This window comes from Kitasatospora sp. NPDC036993, assembly GCF_055607525.1.
The window spans coordinates 510,355-529,318 of the sequence record NZ_JBVJRP010000005.1 but is presented as its reverse complement, the minus strand read 5'-3'; the positions used below and the strand labels follow the sequence as shown (position 1 = coordinate 529,318).

17 protein-coding genes are annotated in these 18,964 nt (G+C 74.1%); 4 read left to right on the top strand and 13 right to left on the bottom strand.

Translation table 11 applies throughout. From position 1 onward, the window contains the following. Positions 1-111: 111 nt before the first annotated feature. From ACZ7C5_RS13875 to ACZ7C5_RS13865, 3 genes are read right to left on the bottom strand one after another with little or no spacing between them, the layout of a single operon-like run. The gene (locus tag ACZ7C5_RS13875; RefSeq protein WP_401082559.1) at positions 112-642 is read right to left on the bottom strand and encodes a MaoC family dehydratase; all 531 of its coding nucleotides are present in this window, start codon (positions 640-642) and stop codon (positions 112-114) included. 12 nt (positions 643-654) lie between these two features. Continuing rightward, positions 655-1,914: an aminotransferase class I/II-fold pyridoxal phosphate-dependent enzyme gene (locus tag ACZ7C5_RS13870; protein ID WP_470322656.1), complete on the bottom strand. Its 1,260-nt coding sequence runs from the start codon at positions 1,912-1,914 to the stop codon at positions 655-657. A 2-nt stretch (positions 1,915-1,916) separates the two neighbouring features. Next, entirely contained in the window at positions 1,917-2,882 is a 966-nt protein-coding gene (locus ACZ7C5_RS13865) for an HpcH/HpaI aldolase/citrate lyase family protein (RefSeq protein WP_470322655.1), read from the bottom strand. Between the two features lie 254 nt (positions 2,883-3,136). Between ACZ7C5_RS13865 and ACZ7C5_RS13860 the strand changes: the two genes are divergently transcribed. Continuing rightward, on the top strand, positions 3,137-5,014 hold the full coding sequence (locus tag ACZ7C5_RS13860) for a helix-turn-helix domain-containing protein (RefSeq protein ID WP_470322654.1): 1,878 nt from the start codon (positions 3,137-3,139) through the stop codon (positions 5,012-5,014). Between the two features lie 489 nt (positions 5,015-5,503). Then, the gene (locus tag ACZ7C5_RS13855) at positions 5,504-6,583 is read left to right on the top strand and encodes an inosamine-phosphate amidinotransferase 1 (RefSeq protein ID WP_470322653.1); all 1,080 of its coding nucleotides are present in this window, start codon (positions 5,504-5,506) and stop codon (positions 6,581-6,583) included. A gap of 128 nt (positions 6,584-6,711) precedes the next feature. On the opposite strand, the gene ACZ7C5_RS13850 is transcribed toward ACZ7C5_RS13855, so the two are convergent. From ACZ7C5_RS13850 to ACZ7C5_RS13830, 5 genes are all read right to left on the bottom strand, one after another. After that, positions 6,712-6,912 carry a hypothetical protein gene (locus tag ACZ7C5_RS13850; protein WP_401082546.1) on the bottom strand — a complete coding sequence of 67 codons (201 nt, stop codon included), beginning with the start codon at positions 6,910-6,912 and terminating at the stop codon, positions 6,712-6,714. Between the two features lie 102 nt (positions 6,913-7,014). Beyond that, positions 7,015-7,365 carry a hypothetical protein gene (locus ACZ7C5_RS13845; RefSeq protein WP_401082543.1) on the bottom strand — a complete coding sequence of 117 codons (351 nt, stop codon included), beginning with the start codon at positions 7,363-7,365 and terminating at the stop codon, positions 7,015-7,017. A 116-nt stretch (positions 7,366-7,481) separates the two neighbouring features. Beyond that, positions 7,482-7,673, bottom strand: coding sequence for a hypothetical protein (locus tag ACZ7C5_RS13840; protein ID WP_401082540.1), 192 nt, complete (start codon positions 7,671-7,673; stop codon positions 7,482-7,484). A gap of 67 nt (positions 7,674-7,740) precedes the next feature. Next, a complete protein-coding gene (locus ACZ7C5_RS13835; RefSeq protein WP_470322652.1) occupies positions 7,741-7,923 on the bottom strand; it encodes a hypothetical protein in 183 nt (60 codons plus the stop codon). A 68-nt stretch (positions 7,924-7,991) separates the two neighbouring features. Beyond that, positions 7,992-10,496, bottom strand: coding sequence for a cyanobactin maturation protease PatG family protein (locus ACZ7C5_RS13830; protein ID WP_470322651.1), 2,505 nt, complete (start codon positions 10,494-10,496; stop codon positions 7,992-7,994). A 586-nt stretch (positions 10,497-11,082) separates the two neighbouring features. Here ACZ7C5_RS13830 and ACZ7C5_RS13825 point away from each other — a divergent pair. Beyond that, positions 11,083-11,796: an AfsR/SARP family transcriptional regulator gene (locus ACZ7C5_RS13825; protein WP_401082532.1), complete on the top strand. Its 714-nt coding sequence runs from the start codon at positions 11,083-11,085 to the stop codon at positions 11,794-11,796. A gap of 19 nt (positions 11,797-11,815) precedes the next feature. Here the strand turns inward: ACZ7C5_RS13825 and ACZ7C5_RS13820 are convergent, their stop codons facing one another. The 4 genes from ACZ7C5_RS13820 to ACZ7C5_RS13805 all read right to left on the bottom strand — a co-directional run bounded on the left by ACZ7C5_RS13820 (position 11,816) and on the right by ACZ7C5_RS13805 (position 16,882). Next, a complete protein-coding gene (locus tag ACZ7C5_RS13820; protein ID WP_401082529.1) occupies positions 11,816-13,003 on the bottom strand; it encodes an aminotransferase class V-fold PLP-dependent enzyme in 1,188 nt (395 codons plus the stop codon). A 13-nt stretch (positions 13,004-13,016) separates the two neighbouring features. Continuing rightward, a complete protein-coding gene (locus ACZ7C5_RS13815; protein WP_401082526.1) occupies positions 13,017-14,351 on the bottom strand; it encodes a pyridoxal-phosphate dependent enzyme in 1,335 nt (444 codons plus the stop codon). Beyond that, positions 14,348-15,832, bottom strand: coding sequence for a Y4yA family PLP-dependent enzyme (locus ACZ7C5_RS13810; protein ID WP_470322650.1), 1,485 nt, complete (start codon positions 15,830-15,832; stop codon positions 14,348-14,350). The genes ACZ7C5_RS13815 and ACZ7C5_RS13810 overlap by 4 nt, the downstream gene beginning before the upstream one ends. A gap of 291 nt (positions 15,833-16,123) precedes the next feature. Then, positions 16,124-16,882, bottom strand: coding sequence for a class I SAM-dependent methyltransferase (locus ACZ7C5_RS13805; RefSeq protein ID WP_401082520.1), 759 nt, complete (start codon positions 16,880-16,882; stop codon positions 16,124-16,126). Positions 16,883-17,205: 323 nt separating this feature from the next. On the opposite strand from ACZ7C5_RS13805, the gene ACZ7C5_RS13800 reads away from it, so the two are divergent. Continuing rightward, on the top strand, positions 17,206-17,664 hold the full coding sequence (locus ACZ7C5_RS13800) for a universal stress protein (RefSeq protein ID WP_470322649.1): 459 nt from the start codon (positions 17,206-17,208) through the stop codon (positions 17,662-17,664). A 54-nt stretch (positions 17,665-17,718) separates the two neighbouring features. Here ACZ7C5_RS13800 and ACZ7C5_RS13795 read toward each other — a convergent pair whose 3' ends face one another. Then, positions 17,719-18,765 carry a lactonase family protein gene (locus ACZ7C5_RS13795; RefSeq protein WP_470322648.1) on the bottom strand — a complete coding sequence of 349 codons (1,047 nt, stop codon included), beginning with the start codon at positions 18,763-18,765 and terminating at the stop codon, positions 17,719-17,721. Positions 18,766-18,964 lie beyond the last annotated feature (199 nt).

Below are 18,964 nucleotides of genomic sequence, written 5' to 3'. Positions count from 1 at the left end.
GGGGGAAACAGGGGGCAGGTTGCGGGGGGACTTCCGCCGCGGGGGTGGGGTGGTGGGTGGGGGGTCGCCCTCCCCCTTCCCCCAACACCGCGTCGGGCCCGGTGCCGGGGGTCAGTACCCGGCGGCCTCGTCCAGGCCGTGGCCGCGCAGCGGGACGAGGAAGCTGCGGTCGAACACCACCACGACCTCGCCGGTGGACTTCGTCCCGGTGGTGCGGCAGCTCACGATGCCCTGCCCGGGGCGGCTCTCGGACAGCCGGGTGGCGAGGGTCTCGGTCTCCGCGTAGAGGGTGTCGCCGGTGAACACCGGGTGGGTCATCCGGATGTTCTCCCAGCCCAGGTTGGCGATGGTGCGCCCGCTCGTCGAGCGGGCGGTCATCCCGCCGACAATGCTGAGCGTCACCAGGCTGGAGACGATCGGCTTCCCCCAGGGGGTGTGCGCGCTGTAGGCGGCGTCGATGTGCAGCGGGGCGTCGTTCATGCTCAGCATGCTCATCAGCACGTTGTCGAGCTCGGTGACGGTCCGCCCGGGGCGGTGCTCCACCACCTCGCCGACCTCGAACTCCTCGTAGTAGCGCCCGACCACCTCGCGGTAGCGGCGCTCGCCGATCCGCCGGTAGCCGGTGGGCTCGGTCGCGTCCATGGCGGCTTCCCCTCAGGCCTTGGAGTCCGGCAGGTCCCGGAGATCGGCGGTGAGTTCCCCGACGTGGCCGGCGAACTCGCGGATCAGCCGCTCGTCCATGTCGGCGCGCATCATCAGCCGGAGTCCGGCCTCGCCCTTGGGCACGATCGGGAAGAACACCGCCGAGCTGTAGAAGCCGCGCTCGAAGAGCTGGGCGGACAGCTTGACCGCCCGCTCGGCGTCCCCGACGTCGATCCGGCGCACCGGCAGGCCGTTGCCCGCGAAGGTGGTCGGCAGCAGCTCGTCGAAGAGGTCGATGTTGCGCTTCAACCTGGCCTGGAGGTCGGCCAGTTCGGGGGAGCGGTGGATGGCGGCACTGCCCAGCGAGGCGCCGACCAGCGGCAGCGCGATGTTCTGCGACCAGCCGACCGGGCCGGCGTGCCGGTGCAGGAACTCGAACTGCTCGCGGTTGCCGAGCATCGCGACGCCGCCGCCGGTGCCGAAGCCCTTGCCGAGGCTCGTGACGATGACCGTCAGCGGGTTCATCTCCAGCCGGGAGCGGACGAAGCCCTCGCCGCGCTCGCCCATGATGGACAGCGAGTGGGAGTCGTCGATGTAGAGGAACAGCCCGTAGCGGTCCTGGAGTTCGAGCAGGCCGTCGAGGGCCGCGGCGCCGCCCATGGAGTACGCGCCGTCGGCCACGTAGGCGACCCGCGGGTACTTGCGGCAGATGTCCTCCAGGTAGTTCAGGTCGTTGTGCGGACAGGTCAGCACCAGTGACTCGTCCGCGCAGATCGGCTTCACGTACGCCATGCAGAAGTGGCAGAAGCGGTCGAAGACCATCACCCGGGGCCCGCCGCCGCCCTGGCAGACGCCGTCCAGGTGGCCGGAGGCGACCAGTGGCAGGATGCCTGCGGTGAGCGAGGTGCAGGAGGCGCCCGGCAGGATGTGGGCGCCGAACAGCTCGCCCAGTTCCTCCTCCAGGCGCACCAGCAGGTTGTGCCGGATCCGGGTGGTGGAGGTGACCAGCCAGGTGCTGCGGGACTCGGTCAGCGCGTCGACCGTGGCGGCCGCGACCGAGGGGTGGTTGTTCAGGCCCAGGTACGCGCAGGAGACCATGTTGGCGAACTCGTGTCCGGTCTCGCGGACGATCAGCCGGTTGTTGGACTCGGAGTCCACCGTGATGCCGATCAGGCCGCTGGCGGCGGCGGCCTGCCAGACCGGGTCGGCGGCGGCCAGCATGGCCTCGGCGTTGCGGTACCGGCGCGGGCCGAGGATGGATTCTTCGGTCATCGTCACTTCTCCGTCAGGTGGGTCGGGGCGTCGGCGGGCGCGTGGCCCTGCGGGTGGTCCGGTGAGTGGTCCTGCGAGTGGTCAGGTGAGTGGGCGGCACCGTCCGGCCGGGAGGGTTCGTCCGGCCGGGGCGGGTCGAACTGCTCGATCAGGCGCTGCGAGGCCTCGAAGAACGGCATGCCGACCATCACCCCGTCCACCACGGTGACCGAGCGGCCGTTCGCCAGACCCGCCGCGACCACCCGGCGGGCGCGTGCCAGCAGCTCCTCGTCCGGGCTGAACACCTCGTTGATCAGCGCGAGTTGGCGCGGATGGACGGCGATCTTGCCGCTGAACCCGAAGTCCCGGGCGAGCCCGGCCTCGTGGCGCAGCCCGGCGAGGTCGGCGACCTCGAAGAACGGCGCGTCCATCGCCTCCACCCCCGCGGCGCGGGCGCTGTTGACCACCCGGGCGCGGGCGTGGGCCAGGGCCTCCCAGGAGAGCCGGGCGCCGACCGCGAAGGCGTAGTCGGCCGAGCCGAAGACCAGCCCGCGCAGCCGGTGCCCGGCGGCCGCGATGCCGGGCGCGTGCTCGATGCCCAGCGGGGTCTCCACGACGGCCAGGAACTCCGTCTGCGGGCAGTCCGCGGCGAGCGCGCCGGCGGCGATCTCGATGTCCCGGGGCGACTCCGCCATCGGGATCAGCACCAGGTCCGGTTTGACGCGGTACCGGGTGACGGCGATCAGGTCGCGCAGACCGTCCGGACCGGAGAGGGTGTTGATGCGCACCGCGCTGCGCGCGAGCTTGGCGGACGGGAGGGCGAAGAACTCCTCGGCGAGCCGCCGGGCCTCCTCCTTCCGGGCGGGTGGGACCGAATCCTCCAGGTCGACCATGGCGATGTCGGCCCCGGACTGGTGGCTCTTGCCGTACCGTTCCACCGCCATCGCGGGTGTGGACAGGAGGGAACGGCAGTACCGCGTGAACTTCATGGATGTCTCCGAAGTCAGCGAGGGCTGCGGGTCCCGGTTCTATCCCACCGGCTTTGTTCGGCGCCGTGCGGCTGGACATTGAACATCAACTCGGAACAACCGACCCGTCCGTACCAATGTTTGACGCCAACGGTGCTGCGCATGATGAATCACCGGGGGGGATCGGCACGAGGCACGCGCGGGGCGTGTGACGCGTGGGAAACCAGGGATTCCAGGGATTCCAGGACACCGCTTCAATGGAGAAGGGGGCCGTAATGCCGCGTCGGGAAAGCCCGTTGGACCCGGGGGACGGGCCACTGCTGCGCTTCGCGGGCGATCTTCGGGCGCTGCGGGAGCGCGCCGGGCATCCGCCGTACCGCCAACTCGCGGTCAGGGCCCACTGTTCGGCGGCCAGCCTGTCGGTGGCCGCGGGCGGCCGGCGGCTGCCCAGCCTCGCCGTCACCCTCGCCTACGTGCAGGCCTGCGGCGGGGACGTGCGGGAGTGGCGCCACCGCTGGCAGTTGCTCGCCGCCGAACTGGCCGCCGACACCGCCGCCCGGCGGCGCGCCCAGGACGTCGGGCGGGCCCCGTACCCCGGCGCGGCGGTGTTCGAGGCGGCCGACGCCGAGCGGTTCTTCGGCCGTGAGGCGCTGCTGGACCGGCTGATCGCGCTGCTGGCCGAACGTCGGCTGGTGGTGCTCTCCGGGCCGTCCGGGGCGGGCACGTCCTCGTTGGTGAGGGCGGGTCTGCTGGCCCGGCTCGGCGGGGTTCCGGCGGTCGGCGGGGCGGCCGGGAGAATCGGGGCCGGGGGTGGAACGGGGCTGCTCCCGGCCGACGGCGGTGTCCCGGTGGCACTGCTGACCCCCGGTGAACGACCCATGGAGGCGTACGCGCTCGCGCTCGCCCGGCTCGGGCAGCGAGCCGGGGAGACGGTGCCGGCCGGGGGCGTGGTGCCGGCCGGGGAGGCGACGCGCGGCGGGTACGGGCCGACGGCCGGCGACCCGGTGCTGGTGGTGGACCAGGGCGAGCAGCTGCGCACCCGCTGCCGGGACGCCGCCGAGCGGGCGCGCTTTCTGGACGCCCTGGTGGCGACGGCCGCGGGCGGTCCGGCCGAGGCCCTGGCCGGGCTGCCGGTGGCGGCTCCGGACCGGTGCCGGGTGGTGCTGGTGGTCCGCTCGGACCAGTGCGGGCCGCTGTTCGCCGAGCACCCGGGGCTGGCCGGGGCCGGCCGGCACGGGGTGCTGTCGGTGGGGCGTCCGGCGCCGGACGAGCTGCGGCGGGCGATCACCGAGCCGGCGCTGCGGTCGGGATGCACCGTCGAGGGCGCCCTGCTGGCCGTCCTGATCTCGACCGCCGCGCAGCAGCCGGGGGCGTTCTCCCTGGTGTCCGCGGCCCTGCTGGAGACCTGGCGGCGGCGCAGCGGCAACGCGCTCACCCTGGCCGGGTTCCAGGCCACCGGAGGTTTCGAGGGCGCGCTGGCCCGGACGGCGGAGGCGCTGTACAACGGGCTGGAGGCGTCCGACCAGGCGCGGGCCCGGGCGGTGTTCCTGCGGCTCGGCGGGGAGTTGCTCGGAGCCGGCGAGGACGCCGCCGGCGGCCCGATGGCCCTGGGCGACGGGCTGACGCCCGGCGACGGCCTGCTGCCGGGTGGCGGGCTGGTGCCGGGAGGCGACGAGGGCACCCGCAAGCCGGTCCGGCGGGCCGAGTTCGACGACCCCGGCGTCCCCGAGGTGATGGAACGGCTGGTCAGGGCACGGCTGGTGGTGGTGGACCGGGACACCGTCGAGCTGTCCCACCACGCGCTGCCGCTGGCCTGGCCCCGGCTGCGCGGATGGCTGGCGGAGGGCCGTGAGGCGCTGTGGCGGCAGCGCCGGCTCACCGCGGCCGCGCGCGGCTGGGCGGCCACCGACCGGGACCCCGAACTGCTCTACCGGGGCGTCCGGTTGGAGCAGATCATGCGGCGGGTGGCGGCCGGGGAACTGGCCGTGGCCGGGGTCGAGCGGGCCTTCCTGGCGGCCTCGGCCCGGGCGGCCGCCGCCGACCGGCGCCGGGCGCAGCGCCAGAACCTGGCGGTGGCCGGCGTCGCCGCGGCGGGCGGGGCGCTGCTGGCCATGGCGGGCGGGAGCCGGATCCGCCGGGCCTGGCGGTGGTGAGTGCCGGGCGGCGGTGGGCGCCTGACGGTGGCGAGCGCCCGGCGGCGGTGGCGCGGAGCGGTGTGGGCCGCTGCCGCGGCCGCCAGGGTGCGGTCCTTCGCCGGACGGTTCTTCGCCCGGCTATTGATCAGCGTCGGAACAGGGGGGTCGAACAACGGGCGGATCGATCGGCGGTGCGCTGCGGCGGCGTGTTCGGTGCCGATCACGGTCCTTGCGCCGCCGTCGGTCGTCCGGGTAGCTTGACGGTTGATCCCGGCTCCCCGAAAGGCGAATTCGGCTGCCCGGCCGGTGATTTCCCGTACGCCGTGGTCGGCCGGAGCCGGTCCGGCGATTAATCCCTTCCGATTTCCACTGCTGGTTCCGCATGCTCGGGGCCCGGCTCCGCCGACGGCGAGCGGTCGCCCGGTGCCACCGCCCGGCGGTGCGGTGCGGAGCCGTCGCGTTCACCGTCCTCTCCGCTTTTCCCTACACCCGCGTCAAGGGGGAGTCATGTCCGATTCGGCCCGTCCGGTGCACAGCTGGGACGAGTTCACCACACTGCGGGAGGTCGTGGTCGGGACCGCCGTCGGCGCCCGGCTGCCCGAGCAGACCGAGCCGTCCTCCTGGCTGTCCTGCTTCCCGAAGACCGGCGCCGCCGACCTCGCCTCGATCGCGGCCGGACCCTACTCGCGGCAGGTCGTGGAGGAGACCGAGGAGGACCTGGACGCGCTGACGGCCACCCTGCGCGGCCTCGGCGTCACCGTCCACCAGCCCGAAGCGGTCGACCACGCGGCCGAGTTCACCTCCCCGCTGTGGAAGGCGGACGGGGGCTTCCACTCCTACTGCCCGCGGGACCTGACCCTGGTGGTCGGCGAGACCCTGATCGAGGTGGCGAGCCCGATGCGGCAGCGCTACTTCGAGGTCTTCGGGCTGCGTCCGCTCTTCCAGGACTACCTGCGCCGCGGAGCCCGCTGGCTGGCCGCTCCCCGGCCGAAACTGGCCGACGACCTCTTCGAGTTCGACGCGGACGGGCTGCCGCTGCTGGGCGAGGCCGAGCCGGTCTTCGACGCGGCGAACGTGCTGCGGCTCGGCCGGGACGTGTTCTACCAGGTCTCCCGCAGCGGGAACGAACTCGGCCTGCGCTGGCTGGAGTCCACCCTCGGCCTGCTCGGTGACGGCGGACTGCGGCTGCACCCGCTGCGCGACGTCTACGGCTACACCCACATCGACAGCACCATCACGCTGCTGCGGCCGGGGCTGGTGCTGCTCAACCCCGAGCGGATCAGCCCGGAGACCGTCCCCGAGCCGCTGCGGGGCTGGGACGTCCTGTGGTGCCCGCCGGCCGAACCCTCCGCCGACGCGCCGGAGCACGCGCTCAGCGAGAGCTGGATCAGCATGAACCTGCTGATGGTCTCCCCGGACACGGCGATCGTCGAGTCCGGTCAGGAGGGCCTGATCAAGCTGCTGGAGCACGCCGGGATCACCGTCCTGCCGCACCGGCTGCGGCACTCCCGGGTGCTCGGCGGCGGCTTCCACTGCGCCACCCTGGACATCCGGCGTGACGGCGGGCTGGAGGACTACCTGTCCTGACGGCGCGGGGAGGGGCCCGGCCGGCGCCGGGCCGGGGCCGCGCGCACCGGACGCGATGGCGCCGGCTGCGAGGCGGGTGGGCCTCGCGGCCGGCGCGGCGTGGACGTGGTGTCCGTGGGTGCATCTCGTCAGAGCACCGCCAGGGCCACCGGGGCCACGGTCTTGAGGACGTCGAAAGCGGTGTCCCAGAAGCTGTCGGCCTCCACGCCCGGGCCCTGGCCCAGGGCGCCGCCGGTGCGGCCGGTGCGGTCGACCGGCGGGGCGAGCCTCGGGAGCTGCGGGGTGGGGGACCACGCCAGGTGCTCCGTGCGGACGTCTTCCAGGGTCATGGTCGCTCTTCCCTTCGTGTGTGCCGGTCGCGTCGGGCGGACGGCGCGGGGCGGACCTGCCGGGAGGCCCGGGACGCGGCCGCCCGGGGCGGCCGGCAGGGGTCAGTACAGGCCTCCGATGGCGGGGGGTGGTGCCGGCATGCAGCCGGGGGTGGGGGCGCCGCCGCAGGCCCAGGGGGCCGGGTCCGCGAAGCTGGGGCCGTAGAGTCCCCCGGGGCCGTCCATGATCTGGACGGTCGGCGGGGCGGCCGGAGTCGCCGCGTTCGGAACGGCGGCCACGGTGCCGGCCGGCCTTCTCGTCCCGCTGGTGAATCCGGCGATCACGCTCATGGGAGGCATGACCGAGTTCCGGCTCGCGCCGATGTCGACGGTTTCCTTGATCACCTTCAGGTACGGGTCGTAGCCGACCGCGCGGTCGACCGGTGGCACCTGGGGCGGCGGCTGCTCGTACATGGTCCTGCCTCTCCGGTTCGGTGCTCCGGTGGGCGGCCGTACGTGGCGGCGTCACCGGGTGGGGTGGCCGGCGACGGACCGGTCGGGGCCCGTCGCCGGCGCGGGGTGCCTCATCATCAGAAGAAGCTCGGGATCGCGCTCAGGACGCCACTGGCGAGCTTGCCCCAGTCGAAGTCGGCTTCGACGCCGGGGGTCTCGCCCAGGGCGCCGCCGGTACGGCCGGTGCGGTCGACCGGAGGGGCCAGCTTCGGGAGCTGCGGCGTGGGGGACCACGTCCGGTACTCCTCGCGGAATTCTTCCTTGGTCATTTCTGCTCATCCCTTCTCGTCGTGCTGGTTGTACTCCGTCCTCCGCCGGGCCCGCCGGGGCGGGCTGTCAGAGGGCGGCGTAGCACATGCTCCTGGCCGGGCCGGTGAGACCGGCACAGGCCGAGCGGGCCGGTGCGACACCCGGGCCCGCGGGCAGTCGGCCGGCCTCGTCCCGGCCGTCCCTGCGGACGGGCGCGGCGAGGACCGGCAGCCTGGACGTGGGCCCGGGGAGCGTTGCGGGGGTTTTCATGATCCGCCTCCTCCTGGAGGGTGGCGCCGGGTGGTGCTGTCGGGGTGGGCACCGACGGTGCCCGGTGCTCAGGACTCGAGGAACTGGTGGGCCGGCGCCAGGGTGACGGGGAACTCGTCGCTGACGTCGATCGTGAACAGCATGCTGACCCGAGCGTGCCGGTCGTCCTCGGGGTCGAAGAAGGTCACCTTCACGTCCTGGCAGTCCGATCCCATCCGGCAGTACGGGCTCTTCGCGACGGAGATGGTGTCGATGCAGTAGAGGGACACCGGACTGCCGGCCTGCCGGGCGGCGCTGCTGGGGATGCTCTGGCCCAGCATCATGGCCTTGCTGATCGGGCCGGCGACCGAGAACGCGTTCGTCCCGGCGGAGTTCAGCGCCCGGTCGGCGGAGGTCTGCCCGAGGTTGCGGAACTGGTAGTAGACCTTGTCCAGGAAGGTGTCCATGGTCATGCGGACGTAGTTCTCGTCGATCGTCAGCGAGTCGTGCTGCGCCTGGTTCAGGACGGCCGCCACCACGGCGTCCACCAGTTGCTTCTGGTACCAGATGTAGACGCCGCGGCTCTTCACCTCGACGACGGGCACGATCTGTCCGGAGAACAGCCGGACGGTCCGGTCGGTCAGCCGGCCGGGGATCGAGATCCGCGAGATGTAGCCGTCCTCGTCCTGGGTGTACCGGTGCTGGCCGAGGTAGGCGTCCCGGAACGACCGGTAGATCGTGGACACCGGGGGAGCGGGCGAGGCGAGTGCCAGCAGGGCGTCCGCGAGCTTGGAGCGGTCGTTGACGATCGCCTCCACGTCGTCCTTGGTGGCCCCCAGGTGTACGAGGGGGTTGCTGGTCCAGTCCATGCCCGCCGAGGGTTCGGCCTCCATCGCGTAGATCGGCGTGCTCTCCAGGTTCAGCGTCCAGGTCACCTTGTCGGAGGCCCACGGGTTGACGGTCAGGTACCGGTGCAGCTGTTCGGCGTCGTACGGATTGGCGGGCAGTTCCCTGGTCACGCCGGGCTGCCCTTCGACGTCCCGCTCGACGGGGTCCATCAGCTGGCGGAAGCTGTCCCGGCGGGCCTCGGTCAGGAAGTCCACGCCGACCTGGCCGATCGCGAACACCAGCGGGCGGTTGTTGGTGGAGGCGCAGGAGGGTCGGACGCCGCCGCCCGCCGGTGCGCCGCCGGACGGCCCGGCACCCGAGGGCCCGGCACCTGATGGCCCGGCCGCCGAGGGCCCGCCGCCCTGGCACGCGCAGGGGGCCGGCTGGGCCGGGGCGGGCGCGGGCGGCGGGGCGGCGGGGCTCGCGGGCTGCGCGCCCGAGGCGGTGGCGCCCGCGGGGACGGCACCCGCTGGGACGGCGCCCGGCACCCCGCCGGCGGCTGCGGTCGGGGTGACCGATTCGTACGGTGCGGTCTGCGCGGCCGGGACGGCCTGGAAGGCCTGGACGGCCTCCGGGCCCGGAACGGCCTGGACGGCAGGGGCCGCCTGCACGGCCGGTGCGACCTGGGTGGCGTGAACGGCCTCTGCGGTGGCGACGGGAACACTCTGGGTGTCCATGGTGCTGGCTCCCTCGTGCGAGTCGTAAGGGGAGGCCCCGAGCAGTGGGGGTGCGCCGGCCGTGGCGACCCCGGCCTCGGGGGAGGGGGTGGTGCGGCGGGCGCCGTCCGCCGTGGTTCCGGCACTGGCCGGATGGTCCGTCAGGTCTCCTCGGGTGATCAGCTCGTACGCCCGGGCCGCGTCCAGGTGGCCGGCCAGCCGGCGGCGGCACTCCGGCGCGTCGGCGGGTGCGCAGGGTGCGGACCGCGCCCCCCGCAGGAGGGCCTGACCGGCCGCCCGGGGGTCGGGCGGGCGCCCCGCGCGTACCTGGGCGCCGACCAGCAGGGCGGCGACTCCGGACACCAGCGGGGTGGCGAAGCTGCTGCCGGTCAGGGCCGCGCTCCCCCCGCCGGGGGCGGCCCCCTCGACATCGCTCCCGGGGGCGAGAACGCCGTGGGCGGCGTACGCGGAGCCCCAGTTGCTGATGTCCAGAGGTTCGCCGTCGGGGCCGGCCGCGCCGACGGCGAGCACCGTCGGGACGGCGGCCGGCACCTGGGCGCAGTCGCAGCCGTCGTTGCCGACGGCCGCGACCACCAGGACCCCGCTCTTGTCGCACAGCCGCAGCGCCCGCTCCAGCAGGGGGTCCGGCTGGATGTCCCGGCCGAGTTCGCCACCGCTGATGTTGATGATGTGCGCACCCTCCTGCACGGCGCGTTCGACGGCCCGGGCCAGGTCGAGTTGGGGCACCCGTCCCTCGCCCGCGTCCGTGAAGACCGGCAGGATCAGTCCGCGGCAGCGCGGGGCGATCCCGGTCACCGGGCTGCCCGGCCGGCCGAAGAGCAGGCCCGCGACATGGGTGCCGTGCAGCGACATCGGGCCCGTTCCGGCCGGCTCGGCGACGAGGGTGTCCAGCCGGGTGAGGTCCGCGCCGTCGAAGCAGGGGTGCGACAGGTCGACGGGACCGTCCAGGACGGCGATGCACACGGCCGGGTCGCCGAGGAGTTCGCCCTCGGGGGCGCGGACGTCGCGCAGCACCGATCTGGCCTTCATGCGGCCTCACCTTTCCCGGTGTCGGGCGGGGGCACCGGGTGTGCCCCGCCGAGCGGTGTGTGTCGTGCCGCGGCCGGACGGTCGCACCGCGCTGGGCGGTGGGCGCCGGTCGCCCTGTCGCGAAGGCCCCGCGGCAGGTGCTGCCAGTCAACGAGACGGCCGTCGCGCGGGTGTGCCGGGGAGCGTCGCGGCGGGCGGGCGGGTGCCGTCGCGGGGGCGTCGCGTCCTCGTGGCGGAACCGCCGTGGCCGTGTTTCGCGGCCGGGCCCCGCGGATGCACACCCGGTGACCGTCGGCGCGTCCGCGGACCGCCACGGGTGTCCGCGAGGTGCCGACTTCTTCTCCAACACCCGTTCGGCGGCGGGCCATTGGAGTGTCGGGCGGCCGGTGGCGGTGAGCACCGTGACGGTCGGCGACGGCGGCCGTGACGCCCGGGCGGCATCTCCGTGACGCCTCCGTACCATCCGTACGACGCCGGCGCGACGCTGATCCGGGACCGGACGGAACACGGCGGTGACGCGCCTCGGCCGCAACCGGGGCGCGCCCGAACGGGTGCGGGCGACGGCCCGTCGCGGCAGAGTGGGGGTGTGTTGTGGGACGGTCCGCGCATCGAACTGCTGCGGGGCTTCGAGGCCACCGACGCGGGAGGCGCTGTCTCCCTCCCGGTGAGTGCCCAGCACCTGCTGGCCTTCCTCGCCCTGCACGACGACGGCGTCCAGCGCGCCGCGGCCGCCGAACGGCTCTGGCCGGACTGCACGCAGTGCCGTGCGGGCGCGAACCTGCGCACCGCGCTCTACCACGCGAGGCGGCGGGGTCCGGCCATACCGATCGAGACTTCAGGGCAGTGGCTCCGCCTCAAGCCGGAGGTCCGGGTGGACCTGCGCTCCGCCCGGAACTCCGCACGACAGGTCGTGGCCGGGCTCGACCGGTTGCCGGCCGGCTGCGACGAACTCGTGGACGACCTCGCCGCCGAACTCCTCCCGGGCTGGGAGGAGGAGTGGCTGACGCCGGAACGCGAACGGTGGGACCAGCTGAGGCTGTACGCCCTGGAGGGGCTGGCTCACCAACTGTGCGACGCGGAGCGCTACCTGCCGGCCCTCCAGACCGCGCTGGCGGCGATCGCCATCGACCCCGTCCGTGAGACGGCCCACCGGATCGTGGTCGAGGTGCACCTCGCCGAGGGCAACCTCGCCAGCGCGCTGCGCTCCTACCAGCACTACCGCTCGTTCCTGCAACGGGAGCTCAACGTCGCCCCCTCGCCGAAGATGACCGGACTGGTGCGGAACCTCCAGCGGATGTGACGGCCGATCAGGACGCGCCCTACAGCCCGGCCAGGACGGAGAGCAGCCGGTCCACCTCCTCCGGGCCGTTGTAGGCGTGCAGGCTCACCCGCACCGAGCTGTCGCGCTCCCCGGCCCGGCCCTGGCAGTGGCCGTCGGCGCGGACCATCAGGCCGTGGCTGGCGAGGACGAAGCCGAGGTCGTTGGAGGGGATGCCGCGGTGGCGGAAGGTGACGATGCCCTCGCGCTGCTGGACCTCGGAGCCGGCCGCGAGGCTGAGCTGGCAGCCGAGGACCTCGTACGGCGCGAGGGTGCGCAGCCCGTCGGTGAGCCGGGCGGCCAGGGCGGTGTTCCAGCGCCGGACGCGTTCCGGTCCGGCGGCGTCGAGCCAGTCGAGGGCGGCTTCCAGGCTGGCGATCCCGCAGGTGTTGGGCGTGCCGGCCCAGCCGCCGGGGGCGAAGACCGGGCCGCGGGTGTTGCGGGCCCAGACCGCGCCGGTGCCGGGCAGCGCCATCGTCTTGTGCCCGGAGAAGACCACGAAGTCGACGTCCAGGGCGGCGACGTCGACCGGCAGGTGGCCGACGCTCTGGGCGGCGTCCAGGCAGATCGGCACCTCGGGGCCGACCGCGGCGCGGATCCGGTGGACGTTCATGTCGCCGCCGTACACGTGGTGCACGTGGGTGGCGGCGACGAACGCCGTGCGCTCCGTGACGAGTCCGGCCAGCGCGGTGTGGTCGTAGTCGTGCGAGGACGGGTCGTACGGCAGCTCGTGGACCGTGACGTGGGTGCCGCGGCCGGCCAGCAGCTGCCGGGCCTCCAGCCAGGGCAGCGCGTTCGCCTGGTGGTCGGCGAACGGCACGATGATCTCGTCGCCGTCCCGCAGGTGCCCGGGCAGCCAGTCCCTGGCCACCGTGCGCAGCCCTTCGGTGGCGCCGCTGACGAAGTGGACGCCGGAGCGGTCCAGCGGTGCCGGGTCGCCGAGGAAGCGGGCGACCCTGCCGCGGGTGCGGTCGACCAGCGCGGTGGTGGCGTTGGCCCAGGTGTACGTCCCGCGCCCGGCGTTGGCGTTGGCGGTGGTCAGGTAGTGCCGGACGGCGTCGAGCACCGCCAGCGGCTTCTGCGAGGTGGCCGCGCTGTCCAGGTACGCCTGGTCGGGGTTGTCGGTGATGATCGGGAACTGTGCCCGCAGCTCCCGGTGCCAGTCGTGGAGTTCGTCGAGGGTGGTCATGGCCCGCCTCCGTTCAGTCCCGCACCAGCGGGGCGCCCGCGTCCCGCCAGCCGATGACGCCGCCCGCGAGGCTGCGCGCGTCCCGGTGTCCCATCCGGGTGAGCAGTGCCGCGTACCGGAGCGACTTCTCGCCGACCGGGCAGGCCAGCAGGACGGGCTGGTGGGTGCCGAACGGCAGGCCGCCGTGCAGGAGTTCGTCGAAGAGCTCGTCGACGATGTTGACCGAGCCCTCGATGTGCAGCGCCGCGTAGGCGAACGGGCCGCGCAGGTCGACCACCAGCGGCCGCTCCTCGGCGATCCACTTGCGGGCGGCGTCGACGTCGACGGACCGGGCGGCGGCGAGCTCGTCCTGGGTCAGCGTGCCGACCGAGTTCGGGCGCGGGGGCTGGTTGAACAGCTCGGGCCGGCGCAGGCGCAGGTAGCTCAGGTAGCTCTCCACCCGGTCGCAGACGATGAAGACGGCGGTGTGCCGCTCGCCGGCTCCGCGTTCCGTCAACTCGGCGTCCACGGTGCGCAGGTGGCGCAGCGCGCCGAAGTAGGCGCCGCCGCCGGTGGGGCCGGCCGGCAGGCCGCAGCGGCGGAGCAGGGTGAGCATGCCGTCGATGGCCTGGTCGGCGGTGACCGACGCGATGGCGTCGTAGGTGCCGGGGTCGAACAGCCCGACCTCGTGCACCTCGTCGATGGTGCGGATGCCGGGGATGAAGTCGGACTTGTGCGCGACCAGTCCGAGCACCTCCACGTCCGGGTTGTGGGCGCGCAGCACGCCGGCCACGCCGGTGGACGAGCCGGCGGTGCCGACGCAGGCGACGAAGTGGTCGGGGGCGCGGCCGTCGAGGTCGCGGACGATCTCCGGGCCGGTGCCCGTGACGTGCGCGTCGACGTTGAGCCGGCTGTAGTACTGGTCGGTGTGCAGGTAGCCGGAGTCCGCCTCGGAGAGCATCCGGTGGATGCGGGTGAGCGGGTCGTCGGTGTCGGTCGGGTCGAGGCACTCGGTGCGGCCGGGCAGTTCCTCGATCTGCGCGCCGAGCAGCAGGAGCAGGTCCTTGATCTCGGGGACCCTCATCCGGTTGGTGACGCTCCTGAACGGCAGTCCGTGTATCCCGGCGATCAGGGCGAGCGCCTTGGCGGTGTTGCCGCTGGACAGTTCGACGATGGTGTCGCCGCGTTCGACGGCGGCCGGGAGCGCGTCGCGGGTCATGTTCCAGGCGGCGCGGTCCTTGACCGATCCGAAGGGGTTGAGCATCTCCAGCTTGGCGTACAGGTCGATGGCGCGCAGGCCGGTCACCGCCGGGTCGATCCGGAGCAGCGGGGTGTCGCCGATCGCGTCGGTGATGCTGTCGTACCTCATGCCCGTCCGTCCCCCCGTCGTCCCGCGGTGCCCGTCACGTCGACGGGCCAGTACTGCTCGTCGAGGCGCCAGCGCCAGGCGCCGTCCTGCCGGTACGCGGCGACCTTGCGCGCGACGGGCTGGCGGAGCGCCTGGCCGGCGCTGAAGTCCATGAGGTAGCCCGCCGTGTTGGCGAAGGCGAGCAGGTCGCCGGGTACGGGCAGGCGGGGCAGGAAGACGGTGCGGCGGGTGATCAGGTCGGTCTCCAGGCAGAGGTTGCCGATCAGGTGGACGCCGACCGGGCCGTCCGGCGCGGTGGGCGCGCCGGGCCGGGGGAGCAGCACCGGGTCCATCAGCACCCCGTGCTCCTCCAGGCCGACGTCCCTGGCGTTCATCTCCAGCCGGACCAGGCACTCGCCGGCCGGGGTGTGCCGGACCTCCAGGACGCGGGCGAGGGTCGCCCCGCACTGGTCGGCCAGCGCCCGGCCCGGTTCCACCGCCAGGTCGTACATGCCCTCCAGCAGCAGGGTGGCGAGCGGCCGTCCGAGGGTGGGTGCCGGGGTCGAGAGCAGTTCGTCCAGGTAGGCCTCGGCGGCCACCGGGCGGTGCGCCGGGTAGAGGCCGAGGGCGCCGCGCAGGGTGCCGGACTCGTTGCGCAGCCCGTAGCCGTGCCCCTGCCAGGTCAGGGCGGGGCGCCGGCCCAGGACGGCGTCGGTCAGCTCGCTGGTGTACCGCTCCCACTGGACGGCGTCGGCCAGGTAGTTGACGCCGAAGCCGCCGCCGATGTCGATGGTGCGGGGGCGCAGGCCCCGGCGGTGGCACTCGTTCATCACCCTGAGGCAGGTCTCCAGGGCGACGGCCTTCTCGGCCACGCCGGTGGTGTCCAGGTGGTAGCCGACGCCGGTCAGTTCGACGGCGTCCCGGTGGTGCTCGACCGCGTCGAGCAGGCCGTCGAGTTCGCCGACGTCGGAGCCGAAGCGGCTCGGCCTGGTGAGCACGGTGACGCCCGGCGCCAGGAAGCCGGACAGTCGCGGCATGACGCGCACCGGGGGCAGCCGGTGCGCGCGCACCAGGTCGGCCAGCTCGTCGAGTTCGGCCCGGGAGTCGAGGTGGACGGTGACGCCGGTGCGGGCCGCCAGCCAGAGGAACTCGCGGGTCTTGGGGCCGGTCGCGATGATCCGCTCGGGGGTGAAACCGGCGCCGAGGGCGTGCTGGAGTTCGGAGAGCGAGGCGACGTCCACGCCCGCCTCGGTGGCGGCGAGCCGGCGCACCAGGGCGCTGGAGCGGTTCGTCTTGTGGGCGAAGTGGATCGGGCCGTTCAGGTGGTGCTTGCGGTAGACGGCCCGGAAGCGTGCCAGGTTGTCCGCGATCTGCCCGGGCAGGAGCAGGTTGAGCGGTGAGCCCAGGGCGTCGACCAGGGTGTGCAGGAAGTCGTGTTGCTCCAGGAGGGATCGGAGCCTGGGCTCCAGCCGTGGTTCGAGATACAGCGGTAGAAGCCGCATGCGAAACAGCTTTCCATGGTGGGAAGTCGGCGGGAAGGGGGCATGCCGCCACCGACAGGCTGCCCCGTGTCGGCCGGCGTCCCCGGCGGTTCGCGCGTCGGCAGGCGCGCGTGCGGTCGGACCCCGTGCGCGGATTCCACCGTGGCGGGCGTCGGCGACCGAGGGAAACGGTAACTGTTTCCACCTGTGATCGACAGGGATTTGTGTCACGCCGTCGCAAAGACTGTGCCTATGCGTAACTCGGGGCTCCGCTTGGCGAGTTGGCCGGTTCCGGGGCCCGGCAGCCGGAGGTCAGCGCAGGGCGACGACGACCGAGCTGGTGCCGTACTGCCACACGGAGCCGGCCTGGCGGAAGCCGGCCATCCGGAGCAGTTCGCCGTGCTGGGCGGCGGACAGGCCGTTGCCGGTGCCGTCGCTGGGGGGCAACTGTCGGGCGCGGGCGCTCAGCAGGTCGGCGAACTCGGGGACCAGGCCGGCGGCCTCCCACCACTGGGACCAGTCCTCGGCGGTGCCGGTGCCCAGCCGCTGGGCGCGGCGCCGGCCGACCGCGAGGGCCAGCTCGGCGAGGGAGCGGTCCTCGGGGATGAGGTGGTCGCCGTTGACCAGCAGGCCGCCGGGGCGCAGCGCGCCCGCGAGGTCGCGGTAGATGCCGAGCAGGGCGTCCGGCGGCGGGTAGTGCAGCGCGGTGGTGGACATCACGGCGTCCAGCGGCCGGTCGAGTCCGAGCTCTCCGATCCAGCCGGGACGGCCGATCAGGGTCTCGACCCAGCGGCTGATCTGCGGGTGTCTGGCGCTGCCGAGGGCGAGCAGCAGCGGGTCGATGTCGACCGCGACGATCTCCGCGTGCGGCAGCCGGGCCGCGACGCGGGCGGACAGCGATCCGGGGCCGCTGCCGAGGTCCGCGACGAGCGGCCGCTCGCAGGGGCCGACGACCTGCTCCAGCACGTCGGCGATGACGGTGAACCGCTCCTCGCGCTCCACCGCGTACCGCTCCTGCTGGCGCTCCCAGCGCTCCACCCAGGTGTCGGCCAGCGCCGCATCCACTCGCATCCCGACTCCCGCCGTGTCCCCGCGCGTTCGAGGTCCCGCTTGCCGTCAGTGTTTGTCATGTCCATATGACTCTGCAACCGTCCGGCGCGAGGTTCCGGCGAAACGATATCCGTTTTCATCAGAAGGCTTCCACTCGGGGCCGCCGAGGAGCGGGCGCGGGACCGCCGCGCACCCGCCGGCAGGTCCGGACGGAGCCCCGGGGCCCGGTCCGGACCTGCCGGACTGCGCACCCCGCGTGGTCGGCAGGAGGCTGGACTCCGAGCCCGGTGACGGCGGACCACGGACCCGTGCGGACCCCGCCACCGTCGAGTCGAGGAGGAGACATGGCTGACCAGGCTGAGGGGAAGGGCCGCATCGTGGTCGGGGTGGACGGGTCGGAGTCGTCCGACCTGGCGCTTCGCCGGGCCGTGCGCCAGGCGGAGCTGACCGGCGGCGTGGTGGAGGCGGTGATCGCCTGGGAGTACCCGACCTACCACGGCGCGCGCGGCTGGTTCCCCCCGGCGGCCACCGACGAGGCGGTGCTGGAGGGCCGGGCGCGCCAGGAGGTGGCCAGGGCCGTCGAACAGGCGGTGGGGGAGAAGCCGCCGGTCGAGGTGCGCGCCGAGGCGCGCTACGGCACCCCGGCGGGCGCCCTGGTCGACGCGGCCAGGGGAGCGGACCTGCTGGTGGTCGGCAGCCGGGGCCTCGGGGGCTTCACCGGGATGCTGCTGGGCTCGGTGGCCCAGCACTGCACCCGGCACGCCACCGTCCCTGTGGTGGTGGTCCGCGACGGCGGGCAGTGAGCGATCCGGTGCCCGGCCCCGGGCCCAAGACCGGGTTCGGGTTCGGGCTTGAGCTCAGGCGAAGAGGACGGTGGACGCCGACGGGACGGCCAGCGAACCCGCCCGGCGGGGGACGCCCGTGGTGGCGTCCACGTCGAACCAGGTGACGTCGCCGGAGTGCTCGTTCGCCGCGTACAGCCGGGTGCCCGAAGGGCCCAGCACCAGGTCGCGCGGCCAGCGGCCCCCGCAGGACACCGAGGTGACCACCCGGGCCCGCTCGCCCGTCCCGTCGAGGGCGAGCACCACGATGGTGTCGGTGCCGCGCTCCGCCGCCCACAGGAACCGGCCGTCGGGCGAGACCACCGGGGCCGACGGGGAGACCGGGCCCTGGACGCCGTCGGGGAACAGCGGGACCTCCGCGACCGGTTCGAGCGCCCCGGCGTCGGCGTCCCAGCGGCAGACCGTCACGACCGGGCGCAGCTCGCCGAGCACGTACACGTGGCGGCCGTCGGGGTGGAAGGCGAGGTGCCGGGGGCCGGTGCCGGGCGGCAGCGCGATCTCCTGGTGCACGGTCAGCCCGCCCGCCGCCCGGTCCAGGGCGCAGACCCGCACCGAGTCGGTGCCGAGGTCGACGGCGAGCACCCAGCGGCCCGACGGGTCGGGGAGCACCTGGTGGGCGTGAGGGCCCCGCTGGCGGTCCGGGTGCGGCCCGCTGCCCCGGTGCTGGAGCACGCTGCTCGCGGCCTCGGGGGTGCCGTCGGCGTCGAGCGGCAGCACGCTGAGGCTGCCGGAGCCGTAGTTGGCGGTCAGCAGGTGGCCCCGGGTGACGCTCAGGTGGGTCGGGTGGTCCCCGTCCACCGGTACGGGGGCGCCGAGCGGCCGGGGCACGGGGCCGGAGACGTCGTGGGCGGTGACCGCGCCCGGCGCCGTCTCGGAGACGGCGTACAGCACCGGGCCGCCCTGCGCGGGCGCGACCGTGAGGTAGGACGGGTCGGTGGCCTCGACCACCCCGGTGGCGGTCAGCGCCCCGGTGTCGGGATCGACCGCGGCCAGGACGATGCCGCGCCCGCCCGTCGAGGTGAACGACCCGATGAACGCCCGCTCCGCGCCCCTGTCAACCACAGCAACCTCCGCCGTCCGTCACTGCGCTCAGACGCTAGCAGGTGCTTTCCCCGGAAGGCACCCGCTGCCGGAGCGGCCGAATCGCGGACCGGCCCGATCTCCGGGAACGTGGGAGCTGTCGGTCGCGCGGCCGGGACCGGACGACGCCGTCGTCCGGATCGTCAGGGTGACGATCACCTTCCGGGCGGCACCGGGGCGA